The 3,938-nt window shown below is 70.2% G+C and carries 1 protein-coding gene and 1 pseudogene; both read left to right on the forward strand.

Annotated elements, in window-relative coordinates; translation table 11 throughout:
• Window positions 1–26 precede the first annotated feature (26 nt).
• The gene (locus ACQKIP_RS42120; RefSeq protein ID WP_427745419.1) at window positions 27–3,599 is read left to right on the forward strand and encodes a helicase C-terminal domain-containing protein; all 3,573 of its coding nucleotides are present in this window, start codon (window positions 27–29) and stop codon (window positions 3,597–3,599) included.
• Window positions 3,600–3,604: 5 nt separating this feature from the next.
• Window positions 3,605–3,938 (forward strand): annotated as a pseudogene (locus tag ACQKIP_RS42125) (hypothetical protein); the annotation flags it as partial.

The raw sequence follows: 3,938 nt of genomic DNA on the forward strand, positions 1-3,938 counted from the left end.
CTTCCCGCGTCATACATCTAGAGGAAGTGGACGAACCCAGGGCGGAGCTGCGGTCCTACCGCTTCCGTGTCGCCACCAGTCCCGTCGATCTGCCCGCAGACCCAGAGTGGCGGCGCTACCTGGAGTCCTTCGACCGTGTCCACTACGTCTCCGCGACCCTGCGTGTCGCCGGGGAATGGGATTTCATACGGACCCGACTCGGATTGCCCGACGATCTGCCGACGCTGGCTCTGCCTTCCCCGTTCGCCCTGCACAGCCAGGCCGAGGTCGTGTGCTTCTCCGACTTCCCCTCTTGGGCGGAGCAGGAGGAGGGCGCTCTGCGGACCGTTGCCCACCAGGTCGCCGGATTCGCCACCGAAATGACACGTGCACGCGCCGACAGCAACGGCTTCGACGGCGGCGGCATGATCCTCACGACCGCCCGCTCGACCGCCGCGGGCATCGGCTTCCACCTCGTGCGGGAGCTGCGCTCCCGCGCCCTCGACACCCCTGTCGTCGAGGCACTCACTCTCGGCAACGGCCGGGCCTACCAGGCCTTCACCGACCGGCGGGACGGCGGAGGGTTTCTCGTCGGAACCAAAGGACTGTGGCAGGGGGTCGACGTCTCCGACGCCGAGCGGCTGCGTCTGGTGTGGATCAACAAACTGCCCTTTGCTCCGTTCGCCGCTCCGATCGTGGAGGCCCGGCGCGCGGCGGTCGCTGAACGCGCCGAGCAGGCCGGCCACCCCGATCCGGAAGGTGCCGCCACCGAGCACTACTACCTTCCGCTCGCCGCGCTCCAGCTGCGTCAGGCGGTGGGCCGGCTCATCCGCTCCGACCGCCACCGCGGCGTCGTCGTCATCAGCGACCGCAAACTCGCGGGAGCAAGCAGCCTGCGCCGCTCCTACCGGCGTGCCTTCCTCGGCAGCCTCGAGGACGGACTGCAGCGCCCCGACCCGGAAACCGGCGACATCGGCGGCGGCAACGTCGCCACCATGACTGAAGGATGGCGTCGCATCTGGGAGTTCATGGCGGCCCACAACCTCCTGGACCCCGCCCGGGCCGCGGAGCTGTGTACCGACGAAACTCTCGAACGACAGACCCTCCTACCGCACACCAGGCGGATCCGCGAACTGGCGCTGACCACCGAGGAGACTCGGAAGCTGCGGGAACAGGGCCTGCTTGTGGAGGAGGTCAAGGACCGCTGCGCCCGCATCGGAGGATTGCTGCGGCTCGTCGACGAACCCGTGGCCCTCAAGCCGGCCCAGCAGGCCGTCATCGCCGCCGTGGCCGAGGGACGCAACGTACTCGGACTGCTCCCCACAGGCTTCGGCAAGAGCTTCACCTTCCAGCTGCCCGCGCTGGTCCTGCCCGGCGTCACCGTGGTCGTCAGCCCGCTCGTCGCTCTCATGCACGACCAGGCCCTCGAACTGAACCGGTCCATCGGCGGCTCGGTCCGCGCGCTCATCTCCCCGCTGCGCGAGTCGAGCAGCAGGGCCGGCAAGACAGAAGTGACGGACCAGCTCCTCGGTCGAGCCGACCACGGTATCCGCCTGCTCTACGTCAGCCCGGAACGCCTGTGTCAGCGGCGCTTCCGGGAGACCGTCCGCGCGGCCGCGGCGGCGGGCCGGGTGACCCGGATCGCCGTGGACGAGGCACATACGCTCCCGCAATGGGAGGACTTCCGGCCCAGCATGCGCCGGGTCAGCAGGTTCCTGGACGAGCTGCGCCGGGACCACGGGGTGGCGGTCACCGCGGTGACCGCCACCGCCAACAGGGCCGTCCACGAGGCGCTGCGCGAAGGACTGTTCGGTCTGCCCGCCGAGGTCCCGGAGCCCGCTTCGGCCGAGGCGACCGCCGAAGAAGAGCATTCCGGAGTCGTCGGCGGGCTCCTGACGGTGCGCGAGAACCCGATCAGGCCCGAACTCGCCGTCTTCCGCCGCTCCCTCGACCAGCTCGGACAGGGAGGTGTGGCCGGGCTGGTGGAGCGCGTCGTCGACGCGCTCGACGGTCACGCCATCCTCTACTGCCTCACCGTCAAGGAGGTCAACACCCTCTACACCCACCTGCACGAGTACGTGGGTGACGCCGGCGTCCGCGTGCTGCGGTACCACGGCCGTCTGACTGAGGCGGAGAAGGCGGCCGTCATGACCGGGTTCCGGGAGGCGCCCCGGGAAGGCGACGACGGCTTCGTCCCGGTCGTGGTTGTTGCCACCTCCGCGTTCGGGCTCGGTGTCAACCGGCCCGACGTACGCACCGTGATGTGTGTGTCGCCGCCTACCGACCTGGCCGCGCTCTACCAGCAGTTGGGCCGGGCGGGGCGGGACGGCGCGGGCCGGGGCGCGTCCGGTGATGGCCCCGTCAACAGCGGTCTCGCCCTCGCGACGAGCCGGGGTCTGCGCATGGTCCGTTTCATGACGGGCCAGGAACTGCCCCTGTCGCTGCTCCGGCGCATGGGCAGCCTTGTCCTCGCCCAGCGGGACGGCACGCTCGATCCGGTACGGCTGGCCGACCTGCTCATGGCCGAAGACGCCGCTAGCGGTGCGCTGAGCGAGGCCGAGCTGGACGACCGGCACACCCAGGAGCGCTACCAGGGCGGCATCATGCGGGCGTTCAGCGCGCTCGCCGACCTAGGCGCAGTCGAGGACCTCGGCGACCACCCGCCATTCTGCGCGGTCAAACCCGGCGACCTCCGACCGGCCGGACACGGCGCAGGACAGACGCTTACCACTGCAGCGGAGCGCGACGAGGACATGCGGCTGGAGCAAACTGTCATCGACACCGCCCTGTCCTGGGACACCCCACGACAGGTCGACGTCCGAGCTCTCGACGGGGAACTCGCCGCCCGGTGCCCCGACTACCGCTTGGTCGCCGATGGACCGTCGGCGACCTGGGAACTGCTCGCCGACCTCCACGACCGTGGGCTCCTGGACGTCTCAGCGGCACCCAGCCGCCGCCTGGTCACCGGTCTGATCACCCGCACCGGCACCCTGCCCGACGGGTTCCTCCCGCTGCTCGGCCGACGCGGGCGCCGAGCCGCCGAGGAACTGGCCAGGCTCCGGAACTTCTTCGACGCGAGCACGGTCTGCGCCCAACGGGTCTTCGCCGATTACTTCGGCGTCAGCGACCTGCCCCAGGGGTGCTGCACAACGGCCCGCTGCCGCTGCTCGGCCTGCTGGGGCACCGGCCGCTGGCCCGTGGAGGAGCGGCGCCCTGCCGTGGCCCAGGCCTTCGACAGCCCGCGCCCCCGCGAGGGAGGCGGTGCCGACACCTCACTACGCGACCAGCGCGTCGACCTCCAGGTCCACCGGCTGCTGCAGCTTCAGCCGCAGGGCGCTCACCCGCGCCGGCTCTGGCACGCACTACGCGGCGACGAATCCTCCTACAACCCGAGGAATCGAAAGATGATCCCCCTGCCGAAGGCGATCCGGGAAAGCCGCCATTTCGGCGGTCGTGCTGATCTGCCCTATGCGGCAGTAGGCGCGAGTCTCACACGGTTGGCCGCAGCCGGAGCCGCAGTCGAGGGCCCGGACAGCCTCTGGCGAGCCGTCCGCCCTGTCCGACACACGAGATCCCACCGGGCGGGAATCGGATCCGAACGAAAGGGCGGCTGGGCGTGACCACGATGATCAGCACTGGACAGGACATCTGGCGGCCGTTCGATGGCGAGCCTGTGCTCACTCCGGCCATGACCGGCGGACACCGCAGCACACCCCCCGAGGAACTGGAACGGTTGCGTCGCTACCTGGAGGCGGTCGTGGCCGACCGCGTGTGTCCGGTGCACACCGTGGTCGCCTTCAACGCGGCCTATTTCGGCTACGAACTCGGTGATGAAGGCCACGGCAACGGTCCGTTCGACCTGGACGCGTTCCCCTCCCTGACACTGGGCGACGAAGTACCGGCCCTGCCCGTCGGGGCACTCGTGCGCATCGAAACCGGATCCGACCCGCTGTACGCGG

The organism is Streptomyces sp. NPDC059900, from assembly GCF_050270335.1.
In the GTDB taxonomy this organism is placed as follows: Bacteria; Actinomycetota; Actinomycetes; order Streptomycetales; family Streptomycetaceae; genus Streptomyces.